General features: G+C 61.2%; 15 protein-coding genes and 1 pseudogene. 9 read left to right on the forward strand and 7 right to left on the reverse strand.

The window, feature by feature from the left end:
* The first annotated feature begins 180 nt into the window (after positions 1-180).
* From era to HMPREF3153_RS10330, 3 genes are read left to right on the forward strand one after another with little or no spacing between them, the layout of a single operon-like run.
* Positions 181-1,170, forward strand: coding sequence for a GTPase Era (gene era / locus HMPREF3153_RS10320; RefSeq protein WP_005528448.1), 990 nt, complete (start codon positions 181-183; stop codon positions 1,168-1,170).
* Positions 1,171-1,174: 4 nt separating this feature from the next.
* A complete protein-coding gene (recO, locus tag HMPREF3153_RS10325) occupies positions 1,175-1,894 on the forward strand; it encodes a DNA repair protein RecO (RefSeq protein WP_070420792.1) in 720 nt (239 codons plus the stop codon).
* A gap of 10 nt (positions 1,895-1,904) precedes the next feature.
* Complete coding sequence (locus HMPREF3153_RS10330) at positions 1,905-2,657, forward strand: isoprenyl transferase (protein WP_083281026.1); 753 nt, start codon at positions 1,905-1,907, stop codon at positions 2,655-2,657.
* A 39-nt stretch (positions 2,658-2,696) separates the two neighbouring features.
* On the opposite strand, the gene HMPREF3153_RS10335 is transcribed toward HMPREF3153_RS10330, so the two are convergent.
* Together HMPREF3153_RS10335 and HMPREF3153_RS10340 are read right to left on the reverse strand one after the other, a co-directional pair.
* Entirely contained in the window at positions 2,697-3,110 is a 414-nt protein-coding gene (locus HMPREF3153_RS10335) for a Fur family transcriptional regulator (protein ID WP_046646257.1), read from the reverse strand.
* A 33-nt stretch (positions 3,111-3,143) separates the two neighbouring features.
* Positions 3,144-3,446: an ArsR/SmtB family transcription factor gene (locus HMPREF3153_RS10340; RefSeq protein WP_070420794.1), complete on the reverse strand. Its 303-nt coding sequence runs from the start codon at positions 3,444-3,446 to the stop codon at positions 3,144-3,146.
* Positions 3,447-3,626: 180 nt separating this feature from the next.
* On the opposite strand from HMPREF3153_RS10340, the gene HMPREF3153_RS10345 reads away from it, so the two are divergent.
* From HMPREF3153_RS10345 to HMPREF3153_RS10355, 3 genes are read left to right on the forward strand one after another with little or no spacing between them, the layout of a single operon-like run.
* A complete protein-coding gene (locus HMPREF3153_RS10345; protein WP_070420795.1) occupies positions 3,627-5,006 on the forward strand; it encodes a glycine--tRNA ligase in 1,380 nt (459 codons plus the stop codon).
* On the forward strand, positions 5,006-5,521 hold the full coding sequence (locus tag HMPREF3153_RS10350) for a hypothetical protein (RefSeq protein WP_049151756.1): 516 nt from the start codon (positions 5,006-5,008) through the stop codon (positions 5,519-5,521). The genes HMPREF3153_RS10345 and HMPREF3153_RS10350 overlap by 1 nt, the downstream gene beginning before the upstream one ends.
* Before the next feature lie 26 nt (positions 5,522-5,547).
* On the forward strand, positions 5,548-6,015 hold the full coding sequence (locus HMPREF3153_RS10355) for a hypothetical protein (protein ID WP_070420796.1): 468 nt from the start codon (positions 5,548-5,550) through the stop codon (positions 6,013-6,015).
* 16 nt (positions 6,016-6,031) lie between these two features.
* Here HMPREF3153_RS10355 and HMPREF3153_RS10360 read toward each other — a convergent pair whose 3' ends face one another.
* Positions 6,032-8,071, reverse strand: coding sequence for a TPM domain-containing protein (locus HMPREF3153_RS10360; protein WP_049192131.1), 2,040 nt, complete (start codon positions 8,069-8,071; stop codon positions 6,032-6,034).
* Between the two features lie 51 nt (positions 8,072-8,122).
* Here HMPREF3153_RS10360 and HMPREF3153_RS10365 point away from each other — a divergent pair, with 51 nt between their 5' ends.
* Entirely contained in the window at positions 8,123-8,761 is a 639-nt protein-coding gene (locus HMPREF3153_RS10365) for a YdcF family protein (protein WP_049159386.1), read from the forward strand.
* Between the two features lie 374 nt (positions 8,762-9,135).
* The gene (locus HMPREF3153_RS10370; protein ID WP_034656761.1) at positions 9,136-10,428 is read left to right on the forward strand and encodes a deoxyguanosinetriphosphate triphosphohydrolase; all 1,293 of its coding nucleotides are present in this window, start codon (positions 9,136-9,138) and stop codon (positions 10,426-10,428) included.
* A gap of 175 nt (positions 10,429-10,603) precedes the next feature.
* On the opposite strand, the gene HMPREF3153_RS10375 is transcribed toward HMPREF3153_RS10370, so the two are convergent.
* Both HMPREF3153_RS10375 and HMPREF3153_RS10380 read right to left on the reverse strand, forming a co-directional pair.
* The gene (locus HMPREF3153_RS10375; RefSeq protein WP_046646262.1) at positions 10,604-10,852 is read right to left on the reverse strand and encodes a hypothetical protein; all 249 of its coding nucleotides are present in this window, start codon (positions 10,850-10,852) and stop codon (positions 10,604-10,606) included.
* The gene (locus HMPREF3153_RS10380; protein ID WP_070420797.1) at positions 10,842-11,348 is read right to left on the reverse strand and encodes a guanyl-specific ribonuclease; all 507 of its coding nucleotides are present in this window, start codon (positions 11,346-11,348) and stop codon (positions 10,842-10,844) included. The genes HMPREF3153_RS10375 and HMPREF3153_RS10380 overlap by 11 nt, the downstream gene beginning before the upstream one ends.
* A gap of 237 nt (positions 11,349-11,585) precedes the next feature.
* Between HMPREF3153_RS10380 and dnaG the strand changes: the two genes are divergently transcribed.
* A complete protein-coding gene (dnaG, locus tag HMPREF3153_RS10385) occupies positions 11,586-13,526 on the forward strand; it encodes a DNA primase (protein ID WP_070420798.1) in 1,941 nt (646 codons plus the stop codon).
* Here dnaG and HMPREF3153_RS10390 read toward each other — a convergent pair.
* Positions 13,523-13,792, reverse strand: a complete 270-nt coding sequence (locus HMPREF3153_RS10390; protein WP_049062589.1) for a hypothetical protein — start codon at positions 13,790-13,792, stop codon at positions 13,523-13,525. The two genes, dnaG and HMPREF3153_RS10390, sit on opposite strands and share 4 nt — an antisense overlap.
* Positions 13,793-13,962: 170 nt before the next feature.
* Positions 13,963-14,079, reverse strand: a pseudogene (locus HMPREF3153_RS12655) (transposase); the annotation flags it as partial.
* Positions 14,080-14,457: the final 378 nt, after the last annotated feature.

A 14,457-nucleotide genomic window follows, 5' to 3' on the forward strand; every position in this document is an offset into this window, starting at 1 on the left:
CCCTGGAAACCCAGAGGTCCTGTTCGCGTTTCGCCGCGCTTGCCGACGCCTTCCATTCCACCAGAAAGCTGCATTTCCAGCCCTGGGTATTTGCGAGAGGAGAACGCCGGTGAAGAGGCCCACGGGCAGCCGCAAACGCGTATGTACTACTGTGACGCGGCTGGGCTATGATGACTAGCAATGAGTACCGATTTTGACGCCGCCTTTGAGAACCTCCCCGCCGACGGGGAGGCCCTCGACTACACCGACTACACCGACACCCCGGAGGGATTCCGCTCCGGCTTCGTGTCCTTCGTGGGCCGCCCGAACACGGGCAAGTCGACTCTGACCAACGCGCTGGTAGGCCAGAAGATTGCCATCACCGCCAACCAGCCGGAGACCACCCGCCACCCCATCCGCGGCCTGGTCCACCGCGAAGACGCCCAAGTTATCGTCGTGGATACACCGGGCCTGCACCGCCCCCGCACCCTGCTGGGCGAGCGCCTCAACGAGATGGTCAAGGACACGTACGCGGACGTGGACGTCATCGGCCTGACCATCCCCGCCGACGAGAAGATCGGCCCAGGTGACCGCTGGATTCTGGAGAACGTCCGCAAGGTAGCGCCGAAGACCCCGATCATCGGCATCGTGACCAAGCTGGATAAGGCCAGCAAGGACCAGGTCGGCGCGCAGCTTTTGGCGCTGCATGAGCTGCTCAGCGAGGACAACCCCGACGCCGTGGTCATCCCGGTTTCGGCCACCCAGCGCGTACAACTGGATGAGCTGACCCAGGTCATCGTCGATCACCTGCCGGAGGGCCCTAAGTTCTACCCGGATGATCACATCACTGACGAAGAGCAGGAAAAGCGCATTTCCGAGCTCATCCGCGAGGCTGCGCTGGCTGGGCTCAAAGACGAGCTGCCGCACAGCGTGGCCGTCTCCGTCGACGAGATGCTGCCGGATGAGACTCGCCCCGACGTCCTCAACATCCACGCCGTCCTCTATCTAGAGCGCCCCGGCCAGAAGCGCATCATCGAGGGCAAGGACGGTCGCCGTTTTATGCGCATCGTCGGCACCGCCCGCAAGGAGATCATCCAGCTGCTGGGCCAGAACGTCTATCTTGACCTGCGCATCAAGGTGCTCAAGAACTGGCAGTCGGACCCGAAGATGCTCGGCCGCCTCGGCTTCTAAGCCCGTGGCGAGGGAAAACTTCCGCGACCGCGCCTTGGTCATCCGCAGCTATGACTTCGGCGAGGCCGACCGCGTGATCGTCCTGCTGACCCGCAACCATGGCCTGGTCAGGGGAGTGGCCAAGGGAGTGCGCCGCGCCAAGTCACGCTTCGGCTCCCGTCTGCAGCTGTTCGTGAACCTCGACGTGCAGCTGTATCCCGGCCGCAATCTCTACACCATTTCCCAGGCCGACACCGTGGACTACTTCGGCGCCAACATCATCGAGGACTACGAGCGTTATACCGCGGCGTGCGCAGCCCTCGAATCGGCCGAGCGCCTGGCTTTCACCGACGCCGACTCCGACCCTTACCTCTACACCGCGCTGGTCCACACCCTGCAGGTCATGCAGCACGACGACCCGCTCCAGGCCCTCGACGCCTTCCTCTTGCAGGCGATGGCGCACGCCGGCTGGGCGCCCAGTCTCTTCGATTGCGCGCAGTGCCAAAAGCCAGGGCCCCACCACGCCTTCCACCCGGCTGTGGGCGGTGCGGCCTGCCACGAGTGCCGCCCACCGGGCGCGGCGGAGGTGGACCCGGAGACACTGCATCACATGTGGTTGCTGGCGCACGGGTGCCCCAGCAATCCGGCCCATGAGCAGCGTCAAGAGGCACACCAGCTGACCCGCGCGCACCTGCAATGGCACCTGGAGCGCAAGGTTACCGCGTTAGGGGTTATGGACCAGTAAGATAAGGCGCGTGATTACGCCAGACCCGAACCGAGTCCTTAACCCGCCCGCCATCTCGGCGGAGTTCCTGCCCAAGCACATCGCGCTGGTCATGGACGGCAATGGCCGCTGGGCCGAGGAGCGCGGCATGAAGCGCACCGAGGGGCATCGTCGCGGGGAGGCTGTGCTTCTCGACGTCGTCGATGCCTGCCTGTCCATGAACATCCCGTACCTGTCTGCCTACGCCTTCTCCACCGAGAACTGGCGCCGCAGTCCCGAAGAGGTGCGCTTCCTCATGGCGTTTAACCGCGACGTGCTGCGCCGGCAGCGCGAGTGGCTCAACGAGAAGGGCGTGCGGGTGGTCTGGGTCGGACGCCGCCCGCGCCTGTGGCGCTCGGTTATCAAGGAGCTCGAGACCGCGCAGGAGCTGACCAAGAACAACACGCGCATGACGCTGGCGATGTGCGTGAACTACGGTGGGCGCGCCGAGCTTGTCGACGGCGTTCGCAAGCTCGCCGATCAGGTGGCCAAGGGTGAGTTGAAGCCGAGCGCGATTAATGAGGCGTCGCTAAGCGCGGCTCTCTATGACCCCACCATGCCGGACGTGGATTTGTTCCTGCGCCCGTCGGGGGAGAAGCGTACATCGAACTTCCTGCTATGGCAGTCCGCGTACGCGGAGATGATTTACCAGGACAAGCTGTTCCCCGACTTCACGCCGGAGGACCTGTACGCCGCAGTTGAAGAATATGCACGACGTGACCGTCGCTTCGGGGGCACAAAATAGCTGAAGCTATTTTGTGGATATACGGCTTTTTCGTGGTTGTTAGGCGCGGCAGTCTGCACAGATGCCGAAGATTTCGGCATCATGGCCGGTTAGCTCAAAGTCGTGCTCGGCAGCCACGTTGGATGCCCACTTCTCGATGGGGCCGCCGTCGATTTCCTCGGTGCAGCCGCACTTGGTGCATACCAAGTGATGGTGGTGGTTGGCGGATTCGCAATGACGGTAGAGCGTTTCACCGGAGGGCATGTGCAGTGCGTCCACAGCGTCGATGTCCGATAGTGACTGCAACGTGCGGTAGACGGTGGTTAGACCGACCTTGTCGTTGCGTTCCTGCAAGGCATGGTGAATGTCCTTGGCAGATGCGAATTTATCAAGTTCACGCAGAACCTCAACAACTGCGGTGCGTTGTTTGGTGTTACGAGCCCCAAGCTTAGGGATGCTTTCATGGAGAGCCATGACCGCTAGTTTATCAACTAGTTTCCAATAAAGTTAACGGCTGATGAGTGCCGAGGCGTCAGCGAGCAGCGTAAGCACGCCTGGGGCTACCAGTTTATAGAGGACTTCGCGGCCGGAGCGCTCCGAATCGACGATGCCTGCTTTCTTAAGTACTCGCAGGTGCTGACTGACGAGAGGCTGAGATTTTCCGGTGGCGGCGACCAACTCGTGTACGTAGTGATCGCGCTCGTGCAGCTCCTGCACCAAGCGAATTCGCAACGGGGAATCCAAAGCGCTGATAACCGTTGCGGCTGCACCGACATCAAAGGGGGAAACTGCAGCGGTGGTCTTCGCCACGCAGATCACCTTCTATCTAATTTCTGTTAATCGTTTGATATTTATACGATACTCTATAGGCTGCTTAAAGTCGCCTAGGCCACAGATATATTTTCCCCCCAGCGCCCACGGGCGTTATGGGGCACGATAGACTGAGAATATTGTCCACGACTATCCCTTAACAGAGGAGTCCTTTTTATAATGGCAAGCGTCATCGATACCGTTGTAAGCCTGTGCAAGCGCCGCGGATTGGTCTACCAGGCAGGTGAAATCTATGGCGGTTCTCGCTCCGCGTGGGACTACGGTCCCCTCGGTGTTGAGCTCAAGGAAAACATCAAGCGCCAGTGGTGGCGCCACATGGTGCAGTCCCGTGAGGACGTTGTTGGCGTCGATACTTCTGTCATCCAGCCGCGCCAGGTATGGGTCTCCTCCGGCCACGTTGAGGTATTCACTGACCCACTAGTGGAGTCCCGCCACACCGGTAAGCGTTACCGCGCTGACCACCTGCTCGAGGCATACGAGGAAAAGCATGGCCACGAGCCGGCAAACGGCTTGGCGGACATCAACGATCCTGAGACCGGCCAGCCAGGTGACTGGACCGAGCCGAAGGCATTCTCCGGTCTGCTCAAGACCTTCCTGGGTCCGGTCGATGATGAACAGGGCCTGCACTACCTGCGTCCGGAAACCGCACAGGGCATCTTCGTGAACTTCAAGAACGTCATGACCTCTGCTCGCATGAAGCCGCCTTTCGGCATCGCGAACATCGGTAAGTCCTTCCGTAACGAGATCACCCCGGGCAACTTCATCTTCCGCACCCGCGAGTTCGAGCAGATGGAGATGGAGTTCTTTGTCAAGCCGGGCGAGGACGAGCAGTGGCAACAGTACTGGATTGATGATCGCTACAACTGGTATGTGGACCTGGGCATCAAGGAAGAGAACCTGCGTCTCTACGAGCACCCGAAGGAGAAGCTGTCCCACTACTCCAAGCGCACCGTTGACGTGGAGTACGCATTCGGTTTCACTGGCTCCAAGTGGGGCGAGCTCGAGGGCGTGGCAAACCGTACCGACTACGACCTTTCCGTGCACGCGAAGGGCTCCGGCGAGGATCTGTCCTACTACGACCAGACCACCGAGGAGCGCTGGGTTCCATATGTCATTGAGCCGGCAGCCGGCCTGGGCCGTTCCATGATGGCCTTCCTGGTTGACGCTTATGACGAGGAAGAGGTTCCGAACTCCAAGGGCGGCACCGACAAGCGCGTGGTTCTGCGCCTGGACCGCCGTCTGGCTCCGGTTAAGGTTGCGGTTCTGCCGCTGTCCAAGAAGGAAGAGCTGGCCAACCCGGCCCGTGAGCTGGCTGCCAAGCTGCGCATGAACTGGAACGTCGACTACGACACCTCCGGTGCTATCGGCCGCCGCTACCGCCGTCAGGATGAGATCGGTACGCCGTTCTGCATCACCTACGACTTCGATTCCCTCGAGGACGGTGCCGTCACCGTTCGCGAGCGCGACACGATGGAGCAGGAGCGCGTGAAGATCGACGACCTTGAGGCTTACCTGGCTGCCCGCCTGATTGGCTGCTAATGGAATACACAAGCTGGGACCGCACTGACCGCGAGCACCCTGTCCTCCTCATGGAGGCAGGCCCTGCAGCGTATGGCGTCTTCTCCGCGGATTCCGCGGACGTTGATGGCCAGCGCTGGGAGCTTGCCAGTGATTTCTCCACGGGCGCGACCGCCCAAGTGGAGGACCGTGTCTACGCCTTGACAGGCAACCTGAGTCGGGACAAGCGCATCGAGGCTGACTTGAACGGCCGACCTTTTGCCTTTATCAACGAAAACAGCGGTGACTGGATTGTTGAGAACCCAGCCGGGTTGAAGGTAGCGCAGTTCTCCACGAAGAATTCGGGTGTGCGCAAGGCCATCCTCGAGTTCGATGCGGAGGCTGCCGCGGATGCGCTTTCCGACGCCGAGACAGTCGCGCTCAGCTGGTTTACTCGCCTCATCTTGGAGGCCAAGACCCAGGGCAAGGCCATGCCGATCATCGCCACTTTGGTGCTGGCATCGGTGGTGGCTGTGTTGTCCCTGTTCGTCTTCTAGTTTGCGCTAGGTACTGCTTAAAGACGATGGACAGGAAGCAATTAACCTGGGAAAATGAAACCCTTAGCGATGCCGAGGGCACTGTGTGGGCAACGGTACGCGCTGATGTGCTCAACGTGAAGGAATCACAATTGGCCGCGGCGCAGGAGCGCATTTTGCTGGAGCACTCAGTGGATAGTGGTAGCCAGCGCTTTTGGGTGCGCGGTACGGCCACGACGGGCAAGACCCTGCACGTGGCTCAGCAGGGCGTAACTGTCAGCCACATGCAGGCCAAGTGCCTGGACCGTGAGTACACACTGGACCGGCCGAACCCCTTCCGTCGCGAGCGCCGTATTCGCGATGCCGACGGAAATGAGGTCCTACGCACCCGCCCCACGTTCAAGGGGGCGCTGGAGATTTTTGACATCGCAGCGGAAAACGTGCCGGACATTGACGCGGCATTTCTTACTTATTGTTGCCTGCTTGTCGATGCCCCGAGGCGCCTGCGCGGCTAAAGGCGCGCAGGCAGAGCTAGAAGGAGCCGCCGCGGAAGCTGCTGCCTCCGCCGCCTCCGAAGCTGCCGCCACCGAAGCCACCACCGAAGCCACCGCCGTAGCTGCGGCCACCGCCGAGCATCTGGCCGATGACCATGCCGGTGATGATGTCACCTGCGGTGGATCCGGCAGCCTGGCGCTGCTGGCGGCGACGGTAGGAATCAATGTCGTCCTGGGCGCGGCGGGCTGCGGTCTGGGCGGCCGCGACAGCCTGGCGGGAGGCGTCGATGGCACCGCGCAGGTTGCTGTTTTTAAGCTGCATCGCCTGCGCATAGAGACGCTTGGCGTCCGCGAGCGCGGTACGGGCCTGCGCGCCGACCACGCGGCCGCGGGTAGAGATGACGTCCTCGGCGGCCTGGATGTTGGACTCAGCCGCCTGCATCTGCTGGGTGTAGAGGTCCAGCTGGCGGGCCTGCGTGGCGGTCGCCTCGCGCACGGCGTCGAGTCGCTCGTCGAGCTCAGAGTCGATGGCAATCAGCGTGGTGTAGTGGCCGAGCGGGTCAGTGGCCTGGCCGGCTTCGGCGGCGCTGACGGCCTGCTGGGCGCGGGAAGTGACGTCGCCTAGGGCCTCCCAGTCAGCGTCGGTGCCCAGCTTCTTGCCTTGAGCCTCGAGCTGCTGTGCTTCCTCGATCTCGCCGCGTACCTCCGCGATGAGCGCGCTCAAGTTGGAGTGCGCTGCGGCCAGGTTAGCCTCGGCGTTTTCCACGCCGGAGAGCAGTCGGTCTGCCACCTCGATGGCGTGCTCGGAGTCGCGGATGATGCCTACCAATCCGCCCTGCTGGCCGGCCGGCTGCGCGGCGAGCGTGCGGCCTTGCTCTAGTAGCTTTTCTGCCTCGCCCACGGACACGGTGGCCATGTGTGGGTTGTCCTCGATGGAGACCAGCGCCTCGGCTGGGTGCTTGGACACCAAGCCCGCCAAGGTCTGCTCGGCCTGTGTAATACGGGTGCGGATGTCCACGGTGCGCTGGGTCAGCTCGTCGAGCTTCGAGTCGGAGTTGATGAGCAGGTCGCGCATCTTGGCAAAGTCGGCGGCTTGGGCATCGAGGGCGTCGTCAGCCTGCCCACAGGAGGAGACGATTTCGATGAGCATCTGGCGGCGCTCCGCCTCGGACTCCGGGATGGAGTCATCCAGGCGCTGCTGCAAGGCAAAGGCCTTCTGCAGCGTGGTGGTGGAGTGGTTCATCGCGCGGGTAAACGGGCGGGTGCGCTCCGGGCCGAACTCGGCCGTGGCGATGTCGAGCTCCTCCTTGCCGCGGCGGATGGATTCGTCGGTGGAGACCAGCTCTTCGCGGGCCAGCTCCTGCAGGGTCTCGGTGGGAAGGGATGACAGCGAGTTGGTATCGCCCGGCTCGATGGCGCGTGCTGATTCGAGGTTCTGCGCGTTGTCCTTCTTGGTCTTGCGGCGCGAGGCTGCCCAGATGCCACCACCGGCTACTGCCAGAGCACCTGCACCACCCGCCAGCCAGCCGGCCCCCGAGCCGGAGTCGGAACCTGCGCCACCTGCGGAACCGGAAGATCCGGTGGAACCGCTCACGGCGGCGTCGGCAAGCGCGAGTGCAGAGCCCCCGAAGTCGTCCTCGGCGAGGTGCGCGGATGCGGCGTCGTACATAGCGTCCGAGCGCCCGGAAGACCAAGCGTTGCCGGTCTGCACGCCCACCTTGCGGTCTTCAACTGACACCACGTAGACCGCGGAGTTGGGGCCCTTGGCGTCAATAAACTCGTCTGCATAGTCCTGCGCGGTACCCGGCAACGTGTTTTCAAATACCACGTAAAGAATCAGTCCCTCATCCTTCTGCAGGGAGGTAATCTTCTCCTGTAGTTGGGACTTCTCACTCGAGGACAACACTCCGGCGTTATCCGTGACCTTCTGCGTCACAGTCGAGGGATCTGCCTGTGCCAGCACCATCTGCTGCGGGGAGGGGGCAGCTCCGGCTTGGGTAATCCCAGGAGCTAGGGTTCCCAGACCCACGAACAACGCCGCTACTGCGGCACGGCCAATACGCGCACAAGAATTCATGCCCACCAGAATACAGTTAGCCTGGTGAGAGTGAGACGCATTATTCGCTGCGTGCCCCTGCTACGCCGCGCAGCACAACGGGGAGCCAAGCCTGCGCTGAGCTTAGAAGCCAACATTGAAGCCATCATCGTGTTGGGGGCTGCGCAATACGACGGCCACCCCTCCCGCATCCTTTCTGCGCGCCTCGAGGAGGCCGTCGACGCGCATGCGCTATACCCGCAGATCCCTATTGTCACCGTGGGCGGCAAGCTGCCAGGGGATCGTTTTACCGAGGCTGAGGTGGGGCAGAGCTACCTCAGCGAACGCGTACCGGACGCATGTGTGTTGGCGGTGCCCGTGGGCAACGACACCGTGGAGTCCCTGCGGGAGGTGCGTCAGCGCTACGGGTATGCGAACGCCATCGTCATTACGGATCCGCTACACCGGTTGCGGGTGTGGCTCATCGCGCGCGACGAGGGGATGAGCACCCAGGTGCGCGGCGCCTCGAGATATCCCACCCCAACCTTCGCCCGGGCCTGGTGGCGCTACCTTGCCCACGAGATGGGCGGGCTCGCCGTATTCGCCGCGCGCAAAGTCTTCGGCGAGAAGGTTGCGGAGCACCTGCGGAGTGCGCTGCACCGCGTGGAAGCGATGATGAGGCCCTCCCGCAGGGCTCGGCATGAGGAAATTCGCAGGAAATCTAGACCATGATCTTCCAGCGTGCGGGTGTAAAATCAGGCAATTGACAAAAATTGCAGAAAATTCCCAGTCGGTTTTGCTTCCAATACGACTGTCGTTAGATTAACGTAGATTGCGCAAGTGCAAAACAACGGAAAGGAACACTTATGTTGGACGTATTCAAGAATGTCATCGATGTCGTGCTGACCACCCTCCAGGATCTGGTAAACGCGCCTTTCTACTTCGTGGAGGACCTGTCGAGCGCACTGTCTAGCAAGAAGTAAACTCGAACATTGAGTTCTCGCCCCTGCTGCCTTTCTTCGGAGAGGCGGCGGGGGCGATTTCTTATGCCTTAGGTGGTATGCCGCGGATGAACCATGGCAGTTTTAGCGCCTAAACTGCTAGATGTGAGTTATTCCTACAGCGCGCACGACGCAGCACGTCTTTTTGATGAGAGCCCCAAAGGATCGGCCTTCAGCGAGCCAGGCACCCCAGCCGCTGAAGAGCACCGAGGGGCTTTTGCCCGCGATCGGGCTCGCGTATTGCACTCCGCTGCTTTGCGACGCCTCGCGGACAAAACACAGGTAGTCGGCCCCCACGACGGCGATACCCCGCGCACGCGACTGACCCACTCACTGGAGGTGGGGCAGATTGCCCGCGGCATCGGCTCCGGGCTTGGTTTGGACCCCGACCTGTGCGACATGGCGGGCCTGACCCATGACATCGGCCACCCGCCCTATGGGCACAACGGAGAGAACGCTCTCAATGAGGTGGCTCAAGAGTGCGGCGGATTCGAGGGAAACGCGCAGACCTTGCGCATCTTGGCTCGGCTAGAGCCGAAGGTGGTGGACGCGCAGGACAACTCCTACGGGCTCAACCTCACGCGCGCGGCGCTCGATGCCGCCTGCAAGTACCCACGCACCAAGACCAATGCGGATGGAACGGTCAACCGCAAGTACGGCTGCTACGACGAGGACGCACACATCCTGGCCTGGTTGCGCGAGGGACATACTGACGCGCGCCCCTCGATGGAGGCGCAGGCCATGGACTGGTCCGATGACATCGCCTACTCCGTTCACGACGTGGAGGACGGCATCGTTTCCGGCCGCATTTCACTCGCGGTGCTGTGGGACCTGGTGGAACTCGCTGCGCTTGCGGAGAAGGGCGCTAAGGCTTTCGGCGGCACCGCAGACGAGCTTCTCGACGCCGCCGATTCCCTCCGCACCTTGCCCATCATCCGGGAGGTCAGCGACTTCGATTTCTCCCTGCGCTCTTACACCACGCTGAAGAAGATGACCTCCGAGCTCGTGGGCCGCTATGTCGGGGCCACGGTGCAGGCCACCCGCGCGGCCAAAGAGCCACAGCTGGAGCTGGGCCGCCAGCACGGCAATCTGGCAGTGCCGGTGCGTGCGCAAGGGGAGGTCAAGCTGCTCAAGACCATCGCGGTGCTCTACGTCATGGACGAACCGGTGCACTTGGCTCGCCAGGACCGCCAGCGTGAGCGCATCTACCGCGTCTTTGACTACTTATCCGCGGGGGCGCCGGGTGCGCTCGACCCGATGTTTAGGCTCTGGTTTAACCGCGCCGAAACAGACGCGGAGCGCCAGCGCGTCATCGTGGACCAGATCGCCTCGATGACCGAGTCCCGCCTGGAGCGCCTGGCGCGCTCGACGGCTGAGTTTTCTGGGTTTATGGGTTAAAAGTGCGTGGCCGATACCTTAATCCATGCCTCGTTTAGTTCCGACAATTTGGGAACGCCCGGTTCGTGGAAACCACCCCAGCACAATGGAAAGTCATTGAATCTGTAAGCGATTCAGCTCGTCACCGAAAGATACGAGACGTAGACACGGCACCCCTGTTGACTGAAGAGTGAAGTTAGCGGAAGAGACGAACGCCGTTGTCCCCAAGCACCTCGAGAACCGCCGCGGTGTCAGTGGTGGACAGCTTCCATGCTGAGGCCACGATGGTTTCCACCTTGTGCTCGCGCAGGAAGTCCGCCAGAGCGTCGAGGTTGCGCGGCGCCATGCAGGCGTCACAACCGCGGATGGTGCCTAGGGCGGCGTATAGATCCTCGCGGCTTTCCAGCGGCTGCGTGATGAGTACTTTGGAGAGATTATTCAGCATCAGGGATCTCGCAGAAGGAATCGTAGTGATCGTCAGTGTAGTACCACACGTCAGGGTCGGTTTCAGTGCCGCCACCAGTGACAATGCGCTTGGTGCCGCGGTGGTTCACGCCAGGCGAGTCCACCGTGTACTCGCGGTAGTAGTTCTTGGACTCCTTAGGCAGCACGCCCTCGTAGTTGCCAAAGCGCTTGTTGTCATTGTCTGGGTGCTCATAAGGCCCGCCGGCCAAGATGTCCTCCGCGGTATCCTCAGCTTCCTTGGGCAAGGAGTCCATCGCGCACTGCGGATAGGCGGAATTAGCCGACCCGTCCCGAGACCCAGCAGTCGTCGGCGCAGCGGTAGTCGGCGCAGTGGCGCTCGAGCCGGCCGAAGAAGCGCTGTTATCACCATCAGAGTTCCCTGCCAGGTCGATTCCGAAGTAGCCGGCTGCAAGTACCACGAGCACGCCGCCGATCGCTGCGAGCGGCTTCTTCTGAGAGGAGGGGGGATTGGCCATGCCCCCATCTTTACAGGCGTAGCGCCTGATCGAGAAATCCAGTCAATCCCTTAACACCGACGTGAAGTGACTCGGAAATGCATGCAAAAGGCAGTGTGGCTTTCAGACCTTTTTGCTGACCCCTTCGGTGGGTAAACCGCCCTTCGTCACCGTTATCTGTGTAGCGGACTACTAAACGACACCATCTGGGAGACCCACCCCAAGCCCCGCGAGCCCGCGCGGGGTAATCTTTAGCGCATGGCACAAGGCAGAATTCCGGAGAGCGACATCCAAGCGATCCGTGAACGCGCGCCAATCGAGGAAATCGTGGGGGAGTACGTCCAGCTCAAGCCGGCTGGCTATGACTCCTTGAAGGGGCTGTCACCCTTCAAGGAAGAAAAGACTCCGTCCTTCCACGTACGCCCGCAGCGTGGCTACTACCACTGCTTCTCTACAGGCAAGGGCGGAGACGTATTCAGCTTTCTCATGGAGATGGAGCAAGTCTCCTTCCCAGAAGCTGTCGAGGCAGTGGCCCAGAAGATTGGGTATCACATCAATTATCAGGGCGGCAGCACGGGCAACCGTAACGAAAAGCCCGGCACGCGCCAGCGCCTCATCGCGGCAAATAAGGCTGTGCACGAGTTTTACCGCCAACAGCTGGAGACCCCACAGGCGGCCACCGCGCGCGAGTTCCTGCTGAACCGTGGTTTTAGTAGGGAGATCATCTACGAGTTTGAATGTGGCTATGCCCCGGAAGGTTGGGATACGGCCACCAAGTACCTTCTGCGCATGGGCTTTTCCTTCGAGGAACTAGAGGCCGCAGGCATCTCCAAGATGGGTAAGCGCGGGCCGATCGATCGCTTCCACCGCCGCCTCCTGTGGCCCATCAAGGACCTATCCGGCAACGTCATTGGTTTCGGCGCGCGCAAGCTTTTTGATGATGACAACTTGGGCAAGTACATGAACACGCCTGAGACCATGCTCTATCACAAGTCCAAGGTGCTCTTTGGCTTGGATTTGGCCAAGCGCAACATTGCTGAGGCCCATCAGGCAGTGGTGGTGGAGGGCTACACCGATGTCATGGCGATGTACGCGGCGGGCGTAAAGACTGCAGTGGCCAGCTGTGGCACTGCATTCGGCGGCGACCACCTGCAGGTCCTGCGCCGGCTAATGCTGGATGATTCCTACTTCAACGGCGAGCTTATCTACACCTTCGACGGCGACGAAGCCGGACAAAAGGCCGCCATGCGCGCCTTCCAAGGCGAGCAGGCGTTCACGGGCCAGTCCTTCGTTTCCGTGGCGCCGGATGGCATGGACCCTTGCGATTTGCGCCTGGCCAAGGGCGACGCCGCGGTGCGTGAGCTCATCGCGGACCGCATCCCGATGTTCGAGTTCGTCATCCAATCGGTGCTTAGCGAATACCGCATTGATACCGCAGAGGGGCGTCTGCAAGCATTGCGTCGTGCGGTGCCCGTGGTAGCGCAGATTCGCGACGCCCCGCTGCAGCGTGAGTACGCCCGCCGCCTAGCCGGCTGGGTGGGTTGGCCCAACCCGGAGGAAGTCCTGCAGCAGGTTCAGCAGGAGGCTCGCCGGCCTAAGAAACAGGACAAGAGGGCACGGCTTGCCGACGCCCCGATTAAAGCCGGCACGCCCGCTCCCGCGCAACAGAACACTCCGGTCTTCCACGTGCCGAGCCCCCGTGAGACCCACCTGTGGCCGCAGCGGGAGGCCCTAAAGCTGGCCTTGCAGTACCCGGGCCTTGCCGGTTCTTACTTCGACGGGATTACCGCCGATGCGTACTCGAATGAGTCTTATCGAATCGTTCGGGAGGCTATCTCTACCGTCGGTGGCGTTGCTGCCGGAGCCAACCTGCCCAGCGTGGAATGGATCGCTGCTGTGGCAGGGGAGATGCTCGATCTCACCGCGCGCAACTTTGTCAGTGAGCTTGCTGTTGAGCCGATCAAGGTGGGCGATGAGTCCGATCCCAAGGCTTGGGAGGTCTATGCTGACAGCGTGCTTTCCCGCCTCCAGGAAGCCCGCGTGGGCGACCAAGTGGCCCAAATTAAGGCCCAACTAGGCCGCATGCGCCCCTCCGATGACGAGCAAGCCTATAACTCGCTTTTCGCCGATCTCGTCGCCCTCGAGCAGGCCCGCCGCGAGCTCAATGACAGGGCGTTTCGTGGGCCGCAGCCTAATTAATCTTCGTCGGGCTCGTAGATACGGTCTTGGCCGTCTAGCTGGTTTCCTTTGACGCGGCGGCCGCGGCTTAGATCCTTTATCTCTTTCATGCGGGGTTCTGGATCGAGCTTGTTTGCTACTGCCTTGCGGGTGGCGTTTAAAGCGTTCTTGGTTACGGGGGAGTTGATCGCTTTTTCGTATGCGCCCTTGATCTGGTGATAACGCTTGCGGCCGGCCTTGGTGCCAAAGACATAACCTGCGGCGGCGCCTACTACGAATTGGATCATGGTTGGAGTATCTCACCCTTCAGGTACTGATTTAACGCTAATAACCTCACCCAGCCTACCTGCATCAGTGGTGAAGTGGTGGGTACCCTCATTGATGAAAATTATTGTGACCGTTTCCCAACGCGGTTAAAGCACGATTGCTTAAAGACGTGACCGCTCGAACCTGTCTCTCGATTGCGGGTGGCTTTACTCAGCTCATTGTTAAACGGCTCGATAGAGTTCGTCGTGTAGATGGCTTTCCTTGCTGCCGGAGGAAACTGTAAAAACGGCACGAACCGCTCCCACGCTTCACTGCCTTCGGCGGCATCACCCCCGGATCATTTTTAGACAGGGCGAATAAGAGCAATACCGAAGCCAGCGACTAGTTCCTCCAGTCCCGAGGAAAATGAGGGCACGGAGTAAACATAACCCGCTCCGATTAGGGGACTGCGTAATGAATCCTCGGAGCCTTTCGGTGGAACTACTTAGAACGTAATGGGGCTGAGGAGGCTGCCGGACATCTTGGGCATACAAGCCCCGCGATCGCCGGCCGGCACTACATAATGCGCGCCAACAAGACCGGCGACCACAACGATAACCTCGAGCCCCTAAAGCCGTCAGTCTGAACTAACGGGCGGATTCTAGGCGTCGCTGCACCATTGGTTTTGGTTTCTAGGTAATGCTAC

Source organism: Corynebacterium sp. HMSC06C06, assembly GCF_001807295.1.
Classification (GTDB): domain Bacteria; phylum Actinomycetota; class Actinomycetes; order Mycobacteriales; family Mycobacteriaceae; genus Corynebacterium; species Corynebacterium striatum.

Coding starts and splice junctions, on each gene's coding strand:
- era (WP_005528448.1), top strand. CDS start 181: ATGAGTACCGATTTTGACGCCGCCTTTGAGAACCTCCCCGCCGACGGG.
- HMPREF3153_RS10335 (WP_046646257.1), bottom strand. CDS start 3,110: ATGGCTCTCCATGAAAGCATCCCTAAGCTTGGGGCTCGTAACACCAAA.
- HMPREF3153_RS10345 (WP_070420795.1), top strand. CDS start 3,627: ATGGCAAGCGTCATCGATACCGTTGTAAGCCTGTGCAAGCGCCGCGGA.
- HMPREF3153_RS10350 (WP_049151756.1), top strand. CDS start 5,006: ATGGAATACACAAGCTGGGACCGCACTGACCGCGAGCACCCTGTCCTC.
- HMPREF3153_RS10355 (WP_070420796.1), top strand. CDS start 5,548: ATGGACAGGAAGCAATTAACCTGGGAAAATGAAACCCTTAGCGATGCC.
- HMPREF3153_RS10360 (WP_049192131.1), bottom strand. CDS start 8,071: ATGAATTCTTGTGCGCGTATTGGCCGTGCCGCAGTAGCGGCGTTGTTC.
- HMPREF3153_RS10375 (WP_046646262.1), bottom strand. CDS start 10,852: ATGCTGAATAATCTCTCCAAAGTACTCATCACGCAGCCGCTGGAAAGC.
- HMPREF3153_RS10380 (WP_070420797.1), bottom strand. CDS start 11,348: ATGGCCAATCCCCCCTCCTCTCAGAAGAAGCCGCTCGCAGCGATCGGC.
- dnaG (WP_070420798.1), top strand. CDS start 11,586: ATGGCACAAGGCAGAATTCCGGAGAGCGACATCCAAGCGATCCGTGAA.
- HMPREF3153_RS10390 (WP_049062589.1), bottom strand. CDS start 13,792: ATGATCCAATTCGTAGTAGGCGCCGCCGCAGGTTATGTCTTTGGCACC.